The organism is Priestia flexa NBRC 15715 (assembly GCF_001591565.1).
Classification (GTDB): Bacteria; Bacillota; Bacilli; order Bacillales; family Bacillaceae_H; genus Priestia; species Priestia flexa.
The window spans coordinates 20,690-39,533 of sequence record NZ_BCVD01000008.1; the positions used below are offsets into that span (position 1 = coordinate 20,690).

Here is an 18,844-nt window from a genome sequence, read left to right on the forward strand (position 1 = left end):
TATTTTATACTGCAGCGAAGGGAGAAGAAATACAATGAAAAAAGTTTTAATCGCTAATCGAGGCGAAATTGCTCATCGTATTATTAAAACTTGTCATACGATGAATATACAAACTGTTGCTGTTCACTCTACAGCCGATGAAAATCTACCTTATGTTAAAGCTGCTACAGTTGCTTATGAAATTGGAGAACCTCCTGTTCAAAAATCGTACTTAAATATTGAGCGCTTGTTAGAAATTGCTCATCAAGAAAACGTTGATGCAATTCATCCAGGCTACGGATTTTTATCGGAAAATAGCATATTTGCCAAGCGCGTGGAAGAAGAAGGATTTGTTTTTATTGGACCATCGCCAAAAGTTATAGCGGATATGGGTGATAAAGTAAGGGCTAGAAAAATTATGAAAGAAGCAGGCGTTCCCGTTGTGCCTGGAAGCGAAGGGGCTGTAGCTGATATTGAAGAAGCGTGTGAGATAGCTCAAGCTATTGGTTATCCCGTTATGTTGAAAGCTAGCGGTGGCGGTGGAGGCATTGGAATGGTACGCTGTGATGATGAAAAATCACTGCGTACGACATATGAATCCACAAAAGCGAGAGCTAAAGCATATTTCGGCCATGAAGAAGTATTTATTGAAAAGCTAATCACGGATGCAAGGCATATAGAAGTTCAAATTTTTGGAGACCAGCTTGGAAATGCAGTGCACCTTTTTGAACGAGATTGTTCCGTACAGCGTCGCAACCAAAAAGTGATTGAAGAAGCCCCGGCAACATCGCTATCTATTGATACAAAACAACGTATGTATGAGACGGCCGTCGCTGCTGCTAAGGCAGTTCAGTATTATAATGCTGGCACTATTGAATTTATTGTGGATGCGCAGGAAAATTTCTATTTCTTAGAAATGAATACTAGACTTCAAGTTGAACATCCCATTACAGAGCAAGTGACGGGACTAGACCTTGTAAAGTGGCAACTCTTAGTTGCTAGAGGCGACGCGCTACCTTTGCAACAAGAAGAGGTTCAGCTTACCAACCACGCGGTAGAGTTTCGAGTATACGCAGAAGACCCTGTAACGTTTTTACCGGCTCCTGGACAAATTACGCAGTTTTCGCTTCCAGAGCGTTCTTATGTTCGAGTGGATGCAGGTTATGATAGCGGAGACAAAGTAACACCTTTTTATGATCCAATGATTGCGAAGGTTATTGTCACTGGTCGTACGAGAGAAAACGCAATTGAGCTTGCTAAAGCATATTTTACTGAGGCATCAATTGAAGGGGTTAAAACAAACTTACCGTTGTTTAAACAATTATTAAATGCAGAGCAGTATGTAGCTGGAAAACACAATACAGCGGTATTGACAGAAGTTTTGAAATAAAAAAGGAGGACTAAAAATGAAAGAAACGACAGCAACGATGGCGGGAATGGTGTTAAATATTCATGTATCAGAAGGAGATTCTGTGACAAAAGGTCAGGTATTAATTATTCTTGAATCGATGAAAATGGAAATTCCAATTGAAAGCAGTGAAGAAGGAATAGTTGATGCAATTTTAGTCGGTGTAGGAGACTTTGTAAATGAAGGCGATGTATTAATGACAATTTCTTAAAAGGAGTGAGCGTATGATACATACAAATGATTTACAAAAGCGTTATGAAGATAAATGTGAAGAAATTCGAGCAGGTGGAGACGCAAAATATCATGAAAAGTTAAAGCAACAAAATAAACTATTTGTTCGAGATCGTTTGGCTTTATTGTTTGATGAAGGTGAGTATAAAGAAGACGCGATGTTTGCTAATAATCAAGCTAAAGGCTTACCAGCTGATGGTGTTGTTACAGCTATCGGCAAGGTGAACGGTCAAACGGTATGCGCAATGGCGAACGATTCAACAATTAAAGCAGGGTCTTGGGGAGCAAGAACAGTTGAAAAGATTATTCGTATTCAAGAAACTGCTGAAAAGCTGCAGGTACCAATGCTATATTTAGTTGACTCAGCAGGAGCTCGAATTACGGATCAATTAGACATGTTTCCGAACCGACGAGGGGCGGGGAAAATCTTTCATAACCAAGTGCGTATGTCGGGGGTAGTTCCGCAAATCTGTTTATTATTTGGTCCTTCTGCTGCAGGAGGAGCTTACATTCCTGCATTTTGTGATATCGTCATTATGGTTGATGGAAATGCTTCGATGTATTTAGGGTCGCCACGAATGGCTGAAAAGGTTATTGGAGAAAAAGTGACGTTAGAAGAGATGGGTGGTGCTCACATGCACTGTAGTGTGAGCGGTTGTGGAGACGTGCTTGTTTATTCTGAAGAAGAAGCAATTTCAAAAGCAAAATTGTACCTTGGTTATTTTCCTCAAAGCTTTCACGAAAAGCCAGCTGTGCTTGAAGGGAAGTTACCTGTTAAGACGTCCAAAACACTAGGAGAGTTAATTCCTGAAAACCAAAACGTTCCGTTTGATATGTATGATGCAATTGATACGTTAATTGATGAAGGAACATTTTATGAAATTAAGAAGTTATTTGCACCCGAACTCATTACAGGTCTTGCAAGGATGGATGGCAAAGTTGTTGGTATTATTGCAAATCAGCCAAAGATAAAAGGTGGCGTACTTTTTGTTGACTCCGCTGATAAAGGGGCGAAGTTTATCCAGCTATGTGATGCATTCCATATTCCGCTTTTATTCTTAGCTGATGTACCAGGTTTTATGATTGGAACAAAAGTGGAAAGAGCAGGTATTATTCGTCATGGTGCAAAATTGATTTCTGCTATGAGTTCTGCGACTGTTCCAAAAATCTCTGTGGTGGTGCGCAAAGCATATGGAGCTGGACTATATGCTATGGCAGGGCCAGCATTTGAACCGGATTGCTGCATTGCCCTTCCTACAGCACAAATTGCCGTAATGGGACCGGAAGCAGCGGTTAACGCTGTTTATTCCAATAAAATTAATGAAATTACCGATCCAAAAGAGCGAATGCTGTATATTAAGCAGAAGCAACAAGAGTACAAAGAGCATATTGATTTATACACGCTAGCTTCCGAGATGATTATTGACGATATCGTGCCAGCTAATGACCTTCGCCAAACTTTAATTGAACGATTTGCTTATTATGAAACAAAAACAATAGCTGAAGTTCGAAGAAAACACCCTGTATATCCAGTGTAACGAACAAAAATGAATAGTGTAGAAAAGCTAGGTGAGTATTTCTTGCCTAGCTTTTTATGTGAAGAGATGTTGTTTTAATGATTAAAAATGTTTGCTAAACTAATAGAATCTGTGCTACTTATGTAAAGGTAAGTGTTCAATATCTTACATGGTTCATGAATGGTTTAGGTATATGGTAAGAAAACAAACTAATAGAATGAGGAAAGCCTAATGAAGATAGCAGTAATTGGAGGGGGCGCAATCGGCCTTTTGGTGAGCGCATACTTGGCTGATCATGCTCAAGTTACTCTGTATACGAGAAGAAAAGAGCAAGCAGACCAAGTGCGTGAACATGGAATAACGCTAAAGCGTAAAAAAAATGTGAAAAAGGTAAAGGTGGATGCGAAGGTTTTAAGACTTGATGAAGCCTTTGTGCATTATGAACTAATTGTGGTAGCAGTTAAGCAATATAGCATTAAAGATATTATTCCTTACTTAATGAAGGCTCCAAAGCATACATCGGTATTATTCCTTCAAAATGGAATGAGTCATGTTACATTGGCAAAACGTCTTCCTCAGCGTACCATCTATTTAGGAGTTGTTGAGCATGGTGCGATGAAAGAAACAGATGATGTGGTGACTCATTCAGGAGTTGGCATCACGCGTGTTGCTTTGTTTAAAGGAGGGGATTTAATTTCCTTTCAACGGTTTCATTCTGATGTGTTTGCATTTATGCAGGAGAATGATTGGTATGAAATGCTTATTCAAAAGCTTGTTGTGAATGCAGTAATCAACCCTTTAACAGCTCTTTACCGAGTGAATAACGGTGAAATCATACATAATTCCTATTTTTATAAAACAGCGAAAGCCGTTTTTAATGAGCTGCATGCTGTGTTACGATTAAAAGACCCAACAGCCTATTGGAATCGAGTAGTAGATGTTTGTGAAAAAACAGCTCAAAATCATTCATCAATGAGGAAAGATCTTCAACAGCAAAGAAAAACAGAAATTGAATCCATATTAGGCTATATTTTAGAAGAAGCGGCTAAGCGCCAAATTAATACTCCTATTATCCACTTTGTATATCATGGAATATTAGGGTTGGAAGATAGTGAAAGTGAAGGAAGGTGACCGTGAATGGGGAGCTTAGTTGTAAGCATCTTGGCTACGTTTATCACGCTGCCAGTGGTAGGTTTTTTTGTATTATACACTCTACTCAAAAAAGTGATGAAAAATCGGCGTAAAGCAGTTCACATCTCTACATATGTCTCAACAATTTTTTTAATTGTATCCACGCACTACTTTGCCAAGCAAATTTTCAACCAGTCTTTTTTGTGGCTGATTATTTTAGTGCTGCTCGTTTTGGCGATGATTGTGATGCTTATAAACTGGCAGGTGAAGAAAGACTTACAGCTGAAAAGAATGACAAAAGGGATGTTTCGAATCAGCTTCTTTTTCTTTTTGTTTTCACATGTGTTATTAGTTGTTAGCGGCCTAATCTTTGAATTATTAAAGTTATGAAGCATGTTACTAGACGTGTCGAGAAACAATATGGATAATGAAGCTAGGTAAACTGAACAAGTATTAGTTATAGAAAGGAAGTTCTTTCATGGAGATTACAGATGTCTCTTTATCAGCAACGAACAAGTTAACAGAAGAATATATACAAGGTAGCAACCAAGCTATGTCATACTTTCATTACAATATACATAAAAGTGATGTTTATAAAGAGCGCTTACATGATCTGAAAAGCTATACTCATCCAAGAGAAGAGCTTGTTGAGTACTTGACGGGATTCAATAAGAAGCTAAATGCGTCAAACAAAACCTTGGAGAACATTGAACAGCTTCGTGACCAAGACAGTGTTGTCGTGGTAGGTGGTCAGCAAGCAGGGCTTTTGACAGGACCTCTATACACAATCCATAAAGTTATTTCAATCATTTTGTTAGCGAAACAGCAAGAAGAAGCGCTGGGAGTACCTGTACTACCAGTATTTTGGATTGCAGGAGAAGATCATGATTTTGCTGAAATTAATCATGTTTATGTGGAAGAAAAAGGGCAAATGCTTAAAAAAACGTTTAAGCAGTCGCTGAAAACCAAAGATATGGTTTCCAATGTTAACATAAACCAAGAAGCCTGTAGTGAGTGGATTGATAGCTTGTTTCAACTGTTTGGTGAAACAGAGCATACAAAAGAAGTATTGGCCTTTTTAAAATGCTCGCTTCAGCAATCTCAAACCTTTACCGATTTTTTTGCGTATTTAACGACAAAGTTGTTTACGGAGTATGGCTTAATTTTAATGGATGCTGCTTCGGAAGAATTGCGTAAAATTGAATCCTCGTTCTTTATTCAGCTAATCGAGCAAAATGAAGCCCTTTCTCAGTCCGTTATGGCTCAGCAGAAAAAGTTAAGCGATGACTATAAAAAGGTGATTGACGTTGGAAGTGAAACAGCACATCTTTTCTATTCTCATGAGGGAAACCGTATCTTGTTAGAGAGAGATGAAGCTCAGAATTTTAAAGGGAAGCAAGATGAAGTGTCTTTTTCAAAAGAAAACCTCATTCAGATTGCAAAGCAAAGTCCACATTTATTAAGCAATAATGTAGTGACGCGTCCGTTAATGCAAGAATATCTGCTTCCAACATTAGCTTTTGTTGCTGGACCTGGTGAAATAGCGTATTGGGCAGAGTTACAGCAAGCGTTTAATATCTTTAACTTTACTATGCCTCCGGTTGTTCCTCGCCTATCTTATACGTTAGTAGAGCGTAACATTGCTAAATATTTAGAAGAACTAAATATTAATTCAGAAAAAGCAGTTGTACAAGGAGTAGCTACAGAGCGAGAAGCATGGCTACGTGCAGAAGTTCGTAATCCTTATGAAGGATACTTTAATGAAGCGAAAGAAAAAATAGAAGAAATTCATAAAACTCTTCGTGAAAATGTTCAAAAAGAAGACAAAACGTTTGAAGAAGTTCTATTGAAAAATCGAGCAATTCTTCAAAAGCAAATGGAGACTGTTCAAAAAATTGTCGAATCTAAACAGCTCATTAAGCATGATGTAACGCATACGAAATACAATAAAATTGAGTGTGCGCTTCGTCCTAATGGAGCTCCTCAAGAACGAATCTGGAACGTCGCTTATTATTTAAATAAATATGGCATGCAGTTCGTGTCACAATTACTCAATGAGGAAGTCGAATTTAATCATCATCTAAAGGTCTGTTACCTCTAATAAAATCCTGCTGCAAAGCAGGATTTTTCTTTTATAAAAGAGAAACAGTGTACATACACAAAGCAACCAAACAAATCCTGAACAGTTATTTTTTTACAAACTCTAAAACACATCGTAGCACCTTACTTTTTATGCCAGGAATATGTCTCGTGTTTAACAAAATAAAACCTTTTGTAACAGAAAGACAAAATTCTACTTAATTCTTGTATAAATAGCTGAAAAAATGTTGAAATTTGATATATAATGAAATGGTATTAAAAATGTATAAAATTTACCTTTATTTCAAGGTGTTTATACATAATTAAGTAGTTTAAAAAGAAGTAGGTGTCAACATGTTTAATCACACAACTGTTTTGCTAAAAGAAGCAGCAGAAGGCTTAAATATTAAGCCTGACGGAATTTATGTAGACTGTACGCTTGGCGGAGCAGGTCATAGTGAATATATCGTCAAGAAGTTATCTGATGAAGGTAGGTTAATTGCATTTGATCAAGATGACATTGCAATTGAAAATGCAAAGGGAAAATTAGCCCCTTATCTAAATCGAGTAACGCTCATAAAAAGTAATTTTCGCTATTTAAAAGAAAAATTAGAAGAGCATGGAATCACAGAAGTAGACGGGGTTTTATTTGATTTAGGTGTTTCATCTCCACAGTTAGATACCCCGGAGCGTGGCTTTAGCTTTCACCATGATGCCCCTCTTGATATGAGAATGGATACGAACTCAAGCCTTTCTGCTTATCATATCATCAATGAATGGCCTTATGAAAAGCTTGTGAAGATTTTCTTTCAATATGGTGAAGAGAAATTCTCCAAGCAAATTGCTAGAAAAATTGAGTCATATCGTGAGCAAAAGGCAATTGAAACAACTCTGGAACTTGTTGACATTATCAAAGACGGTATTCCCGCTGCTGCACGTAGAACGGGTGGGCATCCAGCGAAGCGTGTGTTCCAAGCAATTCGTATTGCTGTAAACGATGAACTTCAAGTGTTTGAAGATGCAGTTGAACAAGCAATGAACGTAATCAGCGTTGGTGGACGAGTGAGCGTTATTACTTTTCACTCGTTAGAAGATCGTATTTGCAAAGTAGCATTTAAAAATGCGAGCACAGTCCCACAGCTTCCACATGGATTACCAGTTATCCCAGAAGAATTCCAACCGAAAATGAAGGTAATTACGCGCAAACCAATTGTGCCTTCTGAAGAGGAAGTGGTTGATAATAAGCGAGCTCGTTCTGCGAAGTTAAGAATTATTGAGAAATTAAAGTAAGCGTAACAGGCAAAGAGAAAAAAGGAGGGGATTGTGTTGAGTAATGTAGCGTATCAAGTTAAACCTAACACGCAACATGAACAACAAAAGCAGCCGGTTCGTAAAGTTGTAAAAAAGTCGAAACGAAAGATTTCGGTCGGTGAAAAGTTTGTTTATACAGGTACACTTGCACTTATGCTTTTTGGTGCAGTTCAAATGATTTCTAATCAGGCAACGCTTTACAGTACAAATGCAGAAGTACAGGCGTTGGAATCAAACATCCAAAAACAAGAAACAAAAAACAATGAGTTGAAGCTTCAGGTAACAGAGCTAAGTGCGTATGAGCGAATTTGGGCAAAAGCAAAAGAACTAGGACTAAGTTTAAACGAAAATAACGTTAAAGTAGTCGAAAATTGAACCAATGAAAATGCCTAAGAAAAATAGCAATATTAGTACAGGAGCAGCAATATTAATTGTAATATTTGCATTGCTCTTTTTTGTATTAACAGGAAGGTTCTTTTATATACAGGCCACAGGAAAAGCTGAAGGCCAAGCTTTAGCCGAAATCGCACAAAAAAAATATACGAGAGAAACAACCATTGAAGGACAGCGTGGAACGATTTATGATCGTAACGGAGAAGCTATTGCACACGACACGGGAGCATATACGGTTGTAGCAATTTTAGACCCAGACCAAACAAAAGATAAAGACAAGCCAAAGCACGTAGTAAATACGGAAAAAACAGCAAAAGAATTAGCGCCGTTGCTCAACATGAAAGAGGAAGAATTACAGAGTTTGTTAGATAAAGGTGTAAAAAAAGGCTCGTTTCAAGTAGAACTTGGTCCCGGGGGACGAGATATTAACAATACGACTAAGCAAAAGATTGAAAAGCTTAAGTTACCTGGTATTACGTTCTTGCGAGATGCGAAGCGTTTTTATCCAAACGGAGTGTTTGCCTCTCACATTTTAGGATACGCACAAAAGAATGATGAAGGAAAAATCGTTGGGAAAATGGGGATAGAACAAGTCTATGATAAGCAGCTAACAGAAGAAGATGGAAAAGTATTCTATCAAGCTGGTCAAAATGGAATTAAGCTTCCAGATCCAAAAGAATCAATTGTCCCTCCAAAAAACGGTGACAATATTTACTTAACCCTTGATGAAAAAATTCAAACGTTTGTAGAAGATGCTTTGACAAACGCTCAAAAGGAATACGATCCAGATAACATTATGGCTGTAGTTGCAAATCCAAAAACGGGCGAGATTCTAGCAATGTCTACGCGACCAACGTTTAACCCAAACGTTCGTGATATTACAAATTATCGAAACCCTATTATTGAAGACAGCTTTGAGCTTGGGTCTACAATGAAAATCTTTACGCTCGCCGCTGCGATTGAAGAAGGTGTTTATAACGGAGAGGATATTTATCAATCAGGAGCTTACAAAGTTAGCGAAAAAGATGCGCCAATTCGTGACCATAACGGTGGTAACGGATGGGGACCCATTACGTTTGACGAAGGCATTCGACGTTCGTCAAACGTTGCCATTGCGATTCTAGCCAACGAAAAGCTTGGGACAGAAAGGCTCTTTAATTACTTAGAGGATTTCGGATTTATGAAAAAAACGGGAATCGACTTGCCTGGAGAAGCTTCTAGTAAACTGATTTCTAAATATCCAAGGGATCGAGTGACGACTGCATTTGGTCAGGGGTCAGCATTCACTCCAATTCAGCAAATTCAAGCTGCTACTGCCATTGCAAACGATGGTAAAATGATGAAGCCTTACGTCATTGAAAAAGTTGTAGATGGTACAACGAACAAGGTGAAAAAAGAAACGAAGCCAGAAGTGGTAGGGAAACCTATTTCAAAAAAAACAGCCAATGAAGTACTTGATATCCTTGAAAGTGTTGTATCTGAGGATGATGGTACTGGAAAAGCGTATGCTATTGAAGGCTATGACGTGGCTGGCAAAACGGGAACGGCTCAAATACCAAATCCGAACGGAGGAGGATATTTGCATGGACATGGTAAAAACCTATTCTCATTCATGGGGTTTGCACCAGCGAAAGACCCCGAGCTAGTGGTTTATGTAGCGGTCCAAAATCCAAAACTAACTCCTCAAGAGTCAGGTTCAGCTCCGCTTTCGATGATTTTTAATCCGGTTATGAAAAATAGCTTACAAGCGTTAGGAGTTAAGCCTAAAGAAACAGATGAAGAAAAGCAGAAGCAAAAAAGCACATCTTCTGAAATTAAACTTGATAGTTATGAAGGTAAATCAGTAGGTGACGTCAAGAAAGAATTAGAAGCAAAAGGATTAACGCCTGTCATTGTTGGAGAAGGCAAAAGCATCGATGACCAATTTCCTAAAGCAGCTCACACCGTTATTAGCGGAGAAAAGGTATTTTTACAAACAAAAGGTACACCAACGATGCCCGATATAACCGGATGGTCTCACCGCGATGTGATCCGATTTACTGAGTTTATGAATATAAAAGTTAGTGCATTAGACAGTGGCTTTGTTGTGACTCAAAGTATTAAACCTGGTAAAGCTGTTAAAGAAGGTAGCTATTTAGTGGTAGAGCTTGAACCTCCCGAATCCCTTTCGGAAGCTGTAGAAGTAAAGCAGAAAGAAGAAGAGGTTCAAAGTAAAGAAGAGCAAGATAGTTCAGACGAAAAACCAACTGAACCAACTGATTAGAAATACGTTCTATCGAATAGTGTACAAGCATATATTGGAACGAGCCGATTCAGAGGAGGTTCTATTATATGCGGGTATCAGGAGTAACTGTTCGCAAACGATTAGCAGCAGTTTTAATTGCGGGTTTTTTAATTTTTTTAATTATTGACACAAGGCTTGGGTATGTACAACTTTTCATGGGCGATGCGCTCACAGAAAAAGCTAAGGGGCTTTGGAGCAGAAATATCCCTTTTGAACCAGAGAGAGGGAAAATCCTAGATCGTAACGATGTACCACTAGCTACGAATAAAAGCGCTCCGACGGTTTTAATTATGCCAAGGCAAGTTGAAGATCCGGCAAATACAGCTGAACAGCTGGCAAAAGTGTTAAATACAACGAAAGAAAAAGTATATGAACAAATTACCAAGTCCGCTTCTAGCGTCTATCTACGCCCCGAAGGCCGTAAAATCTCACATGCTAAAGCAAATGAAGTGAGAAATTTGAATCTAAAAGGTGTGTATATTGCAGAAGATTCTAAGCGCCATTATCCATTCGGTAGCTATCTCTCGCATGTGTTAGGATTTGCGGGAGTTGATAACCAAGGTTTAATGGGCTTGGAACTTTACTATGATAAGGAGTTAAAAGGTGAACAAGGTTCAGTTAAGCTCTATTCAGATGCAAAAGGAAAGAAAATGCCCAATATTGCAGATGATTACACAGAGCCGGTTGATGGACTGGATTTAAGGTTAACCATTGATTCTAGAGTAAATACAATTATTGAGCGAGAGCTCGATAATGCACAAACTACCTATAACCCAGATGGGATGATTGCTATTGCAATGAATCCTAAAACGGGTGAAATTTTAGGAATGTCAAGTAGGCCAACATTTGACCCTGCTGATTTCCAAACGGTTGACCCAGATGTTTATAACCGTAACCTTCCGATATGGAGTGCGTATGAACCTGGTTCCACTTTTAAAATCATCACTCTAGCAGCTTCTTTAGAAGAAAAGAAGGTTGATTTATTGAAGGACCAATTTTATGATGATGGAGCTGCAGAAGTGGGCGGTGCGAAACTAAGGTGCTGGAAGCGTGGAGGACATGGACAGCAGACTTTCTTAGAGGTTGTACAAAATTCTTGTAACCCAGGTTTTGTCGAACTCGGGGAGCGTTTAGGGAAAGACACGCTTTTTAAATACATCCGTAACTTTGGTTTTGGTGACAAAACGGGTATTGACTTACAGGGTGAAGCAAGAGGGATTTTATTTCCGCTCGACCGTGTTGGTCCAGTAGAACAGGCAACTACTGCTTTTGGTCAAGGGGTGGCTGTTACGCCTATTCAACAAGTTGCTGCCGTAGCAGCAGCTGTAAATGGTGGGACCTTGTATACGCCTTATATTGCTAGGGAATGGGTTGATCCCAAAACCGGAAATGTTGTTCGGAAAAATGAACCTGAAGCGAAGCGCAAAGTTATTTCTGAAGAAACATCAAAACAAGTTCGATTTGCTCTTGAGAGCGTCGTTGCTCAAGGGTCAGGTAAAAATGCGTTTGTAGAAGGATACAGAGTCGGTGGTAAGACGGGAACAGCTCAAAAAGCAAAAGATGGAAAGTATTTAGAAAATAATCATATTGTTTCATTTATTGGATTTGCTCCCGCCGATGATCCCGAACTAGTGGTATATGTAGCGGTAGATAATCCAAAAGGCACTACTCAATTTGGTGGAGTCGTTGCTGCACCAATCGTAGGAAAGATTATGGAAGATAGCTTGCCAGTGTTAGGTGTACAACCTCGTACAGGCCAAATTGAAAAGGAATTGACGTGGCTGGATACACCAATGATAAAAGTACCAAATTTTGTAGGGTTATCAAAAAAAGAGTTACAAGAGCAGTTAGTTAATTTAAAATTAGATGTGAGTGGTTCAGGGGAAAAGGTCATTAAACAATCACCGGAGGCTGGAACGAAGGTGAAAGAAGGCGAAACAATTCGAGTATACATGAGTAATTAAGTCATATATATATGAGTGATTACGTGGTACAATAGAAGATGTTTCATTTTATAGAATAAGTAATGGCATGACCCAACTCTTTTATTCTATTCGTTTTATTCACTATAAGTGGAACTATCTACTTGTATGTTTGAGACAATTAAGCCTTGAGGGAGTTCCCTCGTGGCTTCTTTTTCTGTAAAATGTTCAAGGTGATATTTCGCTTTACACATAGAGAGGACATGGTAACAATGGATTTAAGAAAGCTATTAGGACATTTACATGACTTCGTGCAAATTCCTGAAAAAAACATTGAAATTACTTCAATTGAAATGGATTCAAGAGAAGTAAAGCCGAGAGCACTGTTTATTTGCGTAAACGGTTATACGGTTGATGGACACGATTTTGCGCAAACAGCTGTCGAAAAAGGTGCCGTGGCTATTCTAGCGGAACGTCCGCTTGATGTGGACGTACCTGTTATCTTAGTCAAGAGTACCAAAAGAGCAATGGCTGTGTTAGCAGATGCGTTTTATGGCCATCCAACGCAAAAATTACGTTTAATTGGCGTAACGGGAACAAATGGTAAAACAACCACTACACATTTGATCGAACATATGTTTAAAGCGCAGCAAAAGAAAACAGGGCTCATTGGTACAATTGAAATCCGTATTGGCGATCAGTCGTATGACGTGAAAAATACCACGCCAGAATCACTAACTTTACAAAAAACATTTGGACAAATGGTAGAAGAAGATGTTGAAGTAGCAATGATGGAAGTATCTTCACACGCGCTTGATATGGGGAGAGTGCACGGATGTGACTTTGATGTCGCTGTGTTTACAAATCTGACTCAAGATCACCTAGATTATCATGAGACAATGGATGATTATCGTCGAGCGAAAGGGCTATTATTTGCTCAATTAGGCAATGCTTATTATAGCGACAAGCGCCCTAAGTTTGCGATTTTAAACGCGGATGATAAAGCATCAGAAGAATATATTCGCAGCACGGCAGCTACAGTCATTACATATGGCATTGATAATGAAAGTGATATACGTGCAAAAAATATTAAAATGACAAACGGTGGTACAACGTTTACGCTTGTAACTCCTATGGAGAGCGTGGAAGTAACGATGCAGCTTGTTGGGAAATTTAGCGTATATAACGTACTAGCAGCAACTGCAGCTTGCTTAGTATCGGATATGCCACTGTCCGTTATTGTCGAGGAAATAACGAAATTACAAGGAGTCTCTGGTCGTTTCGAGTTAGTAAATGAAAACCAAGATTTTACGGTCATTGTTGATTACGCACATACACCAGATAGCTTGGAAAATGTGTTGCAAACGGTAAAGCAATTTGCAACAAATAATATCTATACTATTGTTGGATGCGGTGGAGATCGTGATCGCACAAAGCGTCCAATTATGGCGAACATTGCAGCTTCTTACAGTACGGAGGCTATCTTAACATCTGATAACCCAAGAAGTGAAGATCCAGAAGCCATTTTACATGATATGGAACAAGGGATTAAAACAGATAATTTCGTTACGATTGTTGACCGAGCAGAAGCCATCAAATTTGCGGTATCAAAAGCTCAGAAAGATGATGTTATTGTCATTGCAGGAAAAGGGCATGAGACTTATCAAATTGTTGGTAATCAAGTTCTGGATTTTGATGATCGTGAAGTAGCACGTAAAATGATTAGGGAGCGAAATTTGTAATGAATTGTTTGAAACAAAAACTAGGAAACATCAATACATTAAATGAGGAGGGAATGACATGCTAGAGCCAGCTATTTTATTAACCATCGGCTTAGCCTTCCTCATTACGGTTTTATTGTCGCCGGTATTCATTCCGTTTTTACGAAGATTAAAGTTTGGTCAAAGTATTCGCGATGAAGGACCAAAATCACACCAGAAAAAATCAGGAACGCCTACAATGGGCGGGATCATGATTTTACTATCAATCATTGTGGCAACGCTAATCATGGCTAATCAATATGCAGAGGTAACGTATCGTACGTTCCTGCTGTTATTTGTAACAATTGGTTTTGGATTGTTAGGGTTTTTAGATGATTTTATTAAAGTGGTATTAAAGCGAAATTTAGGTCTAACATCAAAGCAAAAGTTTTTAGGGCAAGTGGTTATTGCGATTATTTTTTATTTCATCGCTAGACAATTTGAATTTTCAACTGAAGTAACGATTCCGGGAATTCCAACGCCAATTGATCTTGGGTGGTTTTATGTTATCTTCTTAATTATCTGGTTGGTCGGCTTCTCAAACGCAGTAAACTTAACAGATGGTCTAGACGGTTTAGTATCAGGTACAAGCGCGATTTCCTTTGGTGCCTTTGCTGTTTTAGCATGGAATGCAGGTCAATTGGAGATTTCTATTTTTTCAGTCGCTGTTGTAGGCGCAGTTTTAGGCTTTTTAGTATTTAACGCATATCCAGCAAAAGTGTTCATGGGAGACACAGGCTCACTAGCTTTAGGTGGAGCTATTGCAACGATTGCAATTTTAATGAAAATGGAATTTTTACTTGTTATCATTGGCGGTGTTTTTGTTATCGAGACGTTATCCGTTATGATTCAGGTAGCATCATTTAAAACAACGGGCAGACGCGTTTTCAAAATGAGTCCATTACATCATCACTATGAGCTAAGCGGTTGGTCCGAGTGGCGCGTCGTTATGACATTTTGGGCTGTAGGATTATTGTTTGCAATGCTTGGAATTTACATTGAGGTGTGGATATAAGTGAAAACAATTGATGGTTATCAAAATAAACAAGTACTTATTTTAGGGCTTGCAAAAAGTGGTTTAGCAGCAGCAAAACTTGTAAAGAGTCTAGGGGCGAAAGTGGTTGTGAACGATCAGAAACCATATGATGAAAATGATGCAGCTCAGGAACTTGAAGCTATTGGCATTAAGGTGATTTGTGGTCATCACCCATTAGAGCTACTTGATGGTGTGGATGTAATTATAAAAAACCCAGGGATTCCGTATTCTAACCCTCTTCTTCAGGAAGCATTAAAGCGCAAGCTCTCAATTATTACTGAAGTAGAACTAGCATATCAAGTTAGCGAAGCGCCTTTCATAGGGATTACGGGGAGTAACGGAAAAACAACAACCACTACGTTAATTTATAAAATGCTAGAAGAAGATCGTAAAAACCCGCTAATTGCAGGTAATATTGGTACAGTGGCTTGTGAAGTGGCGCAGGAAGCAAAGTCAGAAAACGTTATTGTAACGGAACTTTCTTCATTTCAATTGATGGGCATTGAAACTTTTAAACCCAAGATTTCTTTATTTTTGAACCTATTTGAAGCGCACTTAGATTATCACGGTACGAAGGAAGAGTATGCGCAAGCGAAAGCCAATATCTTTAAAAATCAAACACAAGATGATTTTGCTGTGGTTAACATGGATGATGCAGAAGTGAGGAAAGTAAGCGAAGGTATTGCTGCACAAATTGTGCCGTTTTCTGTTAAAGAAGAAGTAAAAGATGGTGCATACCTGCTAAACAACCAGCTATATTTCTGTAACGAAGCGGTTATGAATGTAAAAGATGTTGTTTTACCAGGTAAGCATAATTTAGAAAATATTTTAGCTGCAATTGCGGTCGTTAAGCTGTTGGGTTGTTCAAACGAAGCGATATATCGAGTGCTTACAACGTTTGCAGGCGTTAAACATCGCGTTCAGTATGTGACAACCATTAACAAGCGTAAATTCTACAACGACTCTAAAGCTACCAATATATTGGCAACAACAGTAGCGCTGTCTGCTTTTACACAGCCGACCATTTTATTAGCCGGTGGATTGGACCGAGGTAATGAATTCGATGAATTAAAACCATCCTTGGAACATGTGAAAGCTGTCATTACATTTGGTGAAACCGCACCAAAAATTGAGCGCGTCGCAAAAGAAGCAGGAATACAAGTGGTTAAACGTGTCGATAATGTTAAACAAGCAGTAATTGAAGCATATGACTGTTCAGAAGAAGATGATGTTGTACTATTATCTCCGGCTTGTGCAAGCTGGGATCAGTTCAAAACTTTTGAAGAACGTGGAGACATGTTTATCAAGTCTGTGCATAAACTGAAATAAGGGCTTGTCTAGACACCTAGAAAACAAGAGCCCTAATCTATTGTTTCGAGGTGCATGACATTGTCGACGAAAAGGTCTACGCCAGATTTTTTTCTTATAATCGTTACACTATCACTTTTAACGATTGGGCTTATTATGGTTTACAGTGCAAGCGCAGTATGGGCTACATATAAGTTTGAGGATTCATTCTTTTTTGCCAAGCGTCAGCTTTTATTTGCTGGGTTAGGTATATGCGCTATGTTTGTCATTATGAACATTGACTATTGGACATGGCGAACGTGGTCCAAAACGCTTGTCATTATTTGTTTTGTACTATTAATATTGGTTTTAATTCCGGGTGTAGGTTTGGTAAGGAACGGTTCTCAAAGTTGGATTGGGGTAGGCGCTTTTTCAATTCAGCCCTCGGAATTTATGAAATTTGCAATGATTACCTTTTTAGCCAAATATTTATCGGAAAATCAAAAGAACATAACATCCTTTAAAAAAGGGATGGTACCAGCTTTATCTTTTGTGTTCCTGGCTTTTGGTATCATTATGCTTCAGCCAGATTTAGGAACAGGAACAGTACTAGTGGGAACATGTATCGTTATGATTTTTGTCTCAGGGGCTCGTATTAGTCACTTTGTAGGCCTGGGTTTACTTGGCATAGGAGGATTTGTTGTACTTGTATTATCTGCTCCTTATCGAATTAAACGAATCACTTCGTTTTTAGATCCATGGGAAGATCCGTTAGGAAGCGGCTTTCAAATTATTCAGTCCTTATATGCAATTGGGCCAGGAGGACTTTTAGGATTAGGGTTGGGGCAAAGCCGGCAGAAGTTTTTCTACTTACCAGAGCCTCAGACAGATTTTATCTTTGCAATTCTGTCAGAAGAGCTTGGTTTTATCGGAGGCTCATTGGTTTTAGTACTATTTAGCTTGTTATTATGGCGTGGTATACGAGTAGCGCTAGGTGCGCCCGATCTATACGGTAGTTTCTTAGCACTTGGGATTATTTCAATGATTGCCATTCAGGTTATGATTAATATTGGAGTAGTAACTGGATTGATGCCAGTTACCGGTATTACACTGCCGTTTCTAAGTTATGGAGGTTCTTCACTGACTTTAATGCTTGCTGCAGTAGGAGTATTGCTGAATGTTAGTCGCTACTCTCGCTATTAAAGATACCATATTAACTTAACGATAAACCTAATGATAAACCGTCAATGAAACCTATGAAAAATAGGTGTTAATTGGCGGTTTATTTTGTTTCTTTACAGGTGTATGATATTTTTGAATGAAATGTTTTAAAAATGTAATGTTGTCATAACCAAATCTACTGTCAACTATGATATGATGTGAAAGATTGAGTATTTTTTTATAATAAGCTAGCAAATCCTGTTTACATAGGTTATTGCATGAAATATATTAAAACAATTGATAAAATAATATTGAAAGCTTCACTAAAATCTAAAATAGACGTACATTCTTTAGGTGAATGTCATACGATAAATAAATGTAATGATGGATGACAACAGTAAAAATGGTTAGTAGGAGGTTCTTATGGAAGCTTTAGTAAAAGAATTAATGGAATTAAATATTGGAAGAGTTCGTGAAAATGAACCGTTGTCCAAACATACAACAATGAAGATTGGTGGACCTGCCGATGTACTTTTGGAACCAAGCTCTGTAGAAAATCTAAAAATAGCAATGGACATTATTCGTAAACATAACGTGAAGTGGAGAGCTATTGGACGCGGCTCTAACCTATTGGTATCGGATAAAGGAATTGAAGGTGTTGTCATTAAGTTAGGAGCAGGACTTGATGATTTACAAATTGACGGAGAGCGCGTTACAGTAGGAGGAGGCTACCCTAGCATTAAACTTGCTACTGTTATTACAAAGCAGGGTTTATCAGGCCTTGAGTTTTCAAGTGGTATTCCAGGTTCAGTGGGCGGTGCAGTCTACATGAATGCAGGTGCTCACGGTTCTGATATGTCACAAATACTAGAAAAAGCGTATATTTTATTTGAAGACGGAACGTTAGAATGGCTTTCAAATAAAGAGATGAAGTTTTCTTATCGCAACTCAATTTTACAAAAAGAGCGCCCAGGGGTTTGCGTGCAGGCAGTTCTACAGCTAAAGAAAGGAACTCGCGATGAAATCGTAGGAGTTATGCAAAAGAACAAAGATTATCGTCGTGAAACACAGCCTTGGAACTTCCCTTGTGCAGGTAGTATTTTCAGAAACCCACTACCAAACTATGCGGGAGATCTAATTGAGAAGTCTGGCTTAAAAGGTTATTCAATTGGTGGAGCCCAAATTAGTGAAATGCACGGTAACTTCATTGTAAATACGGGTAACGGCACGGCAAGCGATGTCTTGGCATTGATTGATCATGTAAAAAAAACAATCAAAGAACGCTTTGACATTGACATGCATACAGAAGTAGAAATAATAGGTCGTTAATAACAAAACGATGCAA

The 18,844-nt window shown here is 38.6% G+C and carries 15 protein-coding genes; all 15 read left to right on the forward strand.

Features of this window, described 5'->3' with window-relative positions; all coding sequences use genetic code 11:
• The first annotated feature begins 34 nt into the window (after positions 1-34).
• The 15 genes from BFL01S_RS02740 (at position 35) to murB (ending at position 18,828) form a co-directional block, all read left to right on the forward strand.
• Positions 35-1,369, forward strand: a complete 1,335-nt coding sequence (locus BFL01S_RS02740) for an acetyl-CoA carboxylase biotin carboxylase subunit (RefSeq protein ID WP_061784796.1) — start codon at positions 35-37, stop codon at positions 1,367-1,369.
• Between the two features lie 16 nt (positions 1,370-1,385).
• Entirely contained in the window at positions 1,386-1,598 is a 213-nt protein-coding gene (locus BFL01S_RS02745; RefSeq protein WP_025908828.1) for a biotin/lipoyl-containing protein, read from the forward strand.
• A gap of 13 nt (positions 1,599-1,611) precedes the next feature.
• Complete coding sequence (locus BFL01S_RS02750) at positions 1,612-3,156, forward strand: acyl-CoA carboxylase subunit beta (RefSeq protein WP_025908829.1); 1,545 nt, start codon at positions 1,612-1,614, stop codon at positions 3,154-3,156.
• A gap of 210 nt (positions 3,157-3,366) precedes the next feature.
• The gene (locus BFL01S_RS02755) at positions 3,367-4,266 is read left to right on the forward strand and encodes a 2-dehydropantoate 2-reductase (protein WP_061784797.1); all 900 of its coding nucleotides are present in this window, start codon (positions 3,367-3,369) and stop codon (positions 4,264-4,266) included.
• 6 nt (positions 4,267-4,272) lie between these two features.
• A complete protein-coding gene (locus BFL01S_RS02760; RefSeq protein ID WP_061784798.1) occupies positions 4,273-4,656 on the forward strand; it encodes a DUF3397 domain-containing protein in 384 nt (127 codons plus the stop codon).
• A gap of 88 nt (positions 4,657-4,744) precedes the next feature.
• The gene (bshC, locus tag BFL01S_RS02765; protein ID WP_061784799.1) at positions 4,745-6,367 is read left to right on the forward strand and encodes a bacillithiol biosynthesis cysteine-adding enzyme BshC; all 1,623 of its coding nucleotides are present in this window, start codon (positions 4,745-4,747) and stop codon (positions 6,365-6,367) included.
• A 332-nt stretch (positions 6,368-6,699) separates the two neighbouring features.
• Positions 6,700-7,635, forward strand: coding sequence for a 16S rRNA (cytosine(1402)-N(4))-methyltransferase RsmH (gene rsmH, locus BFL01S_RS02770; RefSeq protein ID WP_025908833.1), 936 nt, complete (start codon positions 6,700-6,702; stop codon positions 7,633-7,635).
• A 36-nt stretch (positions 7,636-7,671) separates the two neighbouring features.
• A complete protein-coding gene (ftsL, locus tag BFL01S_RS02775) occupies positions 7,672-8,031 on the forward strand; it encodes a cell division protein FtsL (protein ID WP_025908834.1) in 360 nt (119 codons plus the stop codon).
• Positions 8,032-8,035: 4 nt separating this feature from the next.
• Positions 8,036-10,312, forward strand: coding sequence for a penicillin-binding protein (locus BFL01S_RS02780; protein WP_061784800.1), 2,277 nt, complete (start codon positions 8,036-8,038; stop codon positions 10,310-10,312).
• A 68-nt stretch (positions 10,313-10,380) separates the two neighbouring features.
• On the forward strand, positions 10,381-12,297 hold the full coding sequence (locus BFL01S_RS02785; protein WP_061784801.1) for a stage V sporulation protein D: 1,917 nt from the start codon (positions 10,381-10,383) through the stop codon (positions 12,295-12,297).
• Between the two features lie 230 nt (positions 12,298-12,527).
• A complete protein-coding gene (locus BFL01S_RS02790) occupies positions 12,528-13,997 on the forward strand; it encodes a UDP-N-acetylmuramoyl-L-alanyl-D-glutamate--2,6-diaminopimelate ligase (protein ID WP_061784802.1) in 1,470 nt (489 codons plus the stop codon).
• Between the two features lie 58 nt (positions 13,998-14,055).
• Entirely contained in the window at positions 14,056-15,030 is a 975-nt protein-coding gene (gene mraY / locus BFL01S_RS02795; RefSeq protein WP_025908838.1) for a phospho-N-acetylmuramoyl-pentapeptide-transferase, read from the forward strand.
• The gene (gene murD / locus BFL01S_RS02800; RefSeq protein ID WP_061784803.1) at positions 15,031-16,380 is read left to right on the forward strand and encodes a UDP-N-acetylmuramoyl-L-alanine--D-glutamate ligase; all 1,350 of its coding nucleotides are present in this window, start codon (positions 15,031-15,033) and stop codon (positions 16,378-16,380) included. It begins immediately after the preceding gene.
• Positions 16,381-16,434: 54 nt separating this feature from the next.
• Positions 16,435-17,541: a stage V sporulation protein E gene (spoVE, locus tag BFL01S_RS02805; protein ID WP_061784804.1), complete on the forward strand. Its 1,107-nt coding sequence runs from the start codon at positions 16,435-16,437 to the stop codon at positions 17,539-17,541.
• A 381-nt stretch (positions 17,542-17,922) separates the two neighbouring features.
• Positions 17,923-18,828, forward strand: coding sequence for a UDP-N-acetylmuramate dehydrogenase (murB, locus tag BFL01S_RS02810; RefSeq protein ID WP_025908841.1), 906 nt, complete (start codon positions 17,923-17,925; stop codon positions 18,826-18,828).
• The last annotated feature ends 16 nt before the right edge of the window (positions 18,829-18,844 follow it).